General features: G+C 75.4%; 2 pseudogenes. Both read left to right on the top strand.

Features of this window, described 5'->3' with window-relative positions:
• A pseudogene (locus ACLEQD_RS44150) lies at positions 1-242 on the top strand (hypothetical protein); the annotation flags it as partial.
• Positions 243-252: 10 nt separating this feature from the next.
• Positions 253-1012 (top strand): annotated as a pseudogene (locus tag ACLEQD_RS44145) (hypothetical protein); the annotation flags it as partial.

The following is a 1012-nucleotide window of genomic DNA, read 5'->3' as shown; positions in this document are numbered from 1 at the left end:
GGCCGGAGCGCAGGGCGGCGCGGGCGGGGCTCGCGCTGCTGGCGGACTGGCTCGCGGAGTACGAGGCGTGGGTGGCCCGCGACGTGGGCCTGGCCTGGCGGCGCGAGTGTCTGGCGGCGCGGCGCAAGGCCTCTCCCATCCCCGCGGAGGAGCTGTCCACCGCCTGGAGGCGGCTGGCCGTGCGAGTGCGCGCGACCGACGCCGCGGTGCAACACCATGTCGCTCCGATGACCGGAGCGTGAGGAGGACACCATGCTGGCACGTCTGTTCCGAGCCGATGCCCCGTCCGTCCATGCCCACGTCGCGTGGGAGGACCTGCCGGACGAAGCCCTTCCCACGCCGCCGCTGCGAGAAGGGCTGGGAAGCGCCCACCTGCGCGTGACGACGCGGGTTCCCCTGGCGCAGGCGTACTTTGATCAAGGCCTGCGCCTGCTGCACCTGGGCTGGGCGCTGGAGGCCCGGCGCGCCTTCGCGGAGGCCGCGCGTCAGGATGCGTCCCTCGCCATGGCGTGGTGGGGGCTCGCGCTCGCCCGGGGCGTGGGGCAGCGCTTCGCGGCGGACCGCGCGGAGGCCATCCGCAAGGCGCTGACGCTGGCGGAGGGCGCCACCGACGTGGAGCAGCGGCTGGTCGTCGCCGCCAGCCTCCTCGCGGACAAGGGGCCCGCCAATGGCAGACACGCCTTCGTGCGTGAGATGGAGTGCCTGGTCGACCGCTACCCCCAGGAGCCCGAGCCGCGCCTGCTGCTCGCGGGCTTCCTGCTGGACGGGTACGAATCCGACGGACGTCCCGGGCAGGGACAGCCCTATGCGCAGATGCTGTTGCGCGACCTGTTGCGCACGCACCCGCACCACGCGGGCGTGCACGTGGCCTGGGTGCAGGCGTGGCTGCCCAGCGCCCGGCCGGAGACGGCGCTGGAGAGCGCGGAGCTGCTCCCGTCGCTCGTGCCCGCCGGGAGCCCCGCGCTGCTCGCCGCCGGGCGGCTGCTGCTGCGCATGGGCCGGGCGGCGGAGG

The sequence above is a fragment of the Corallococcus sp. 4LFB genome (assembly GCF_046520365.1).
In the GTDB taxonomy this organism is placed as follows: Bacteria; Myxococcota; Myxococcia; order Myxococcales; family Myxococcaceae; genus Corallococcus; species Corallococcus caeni.
The sequence above is the reverse complement of the archived record's forward strand: the minus strand, read 5'-3'. Positions and strand labels throughout refer to the sequence as shown.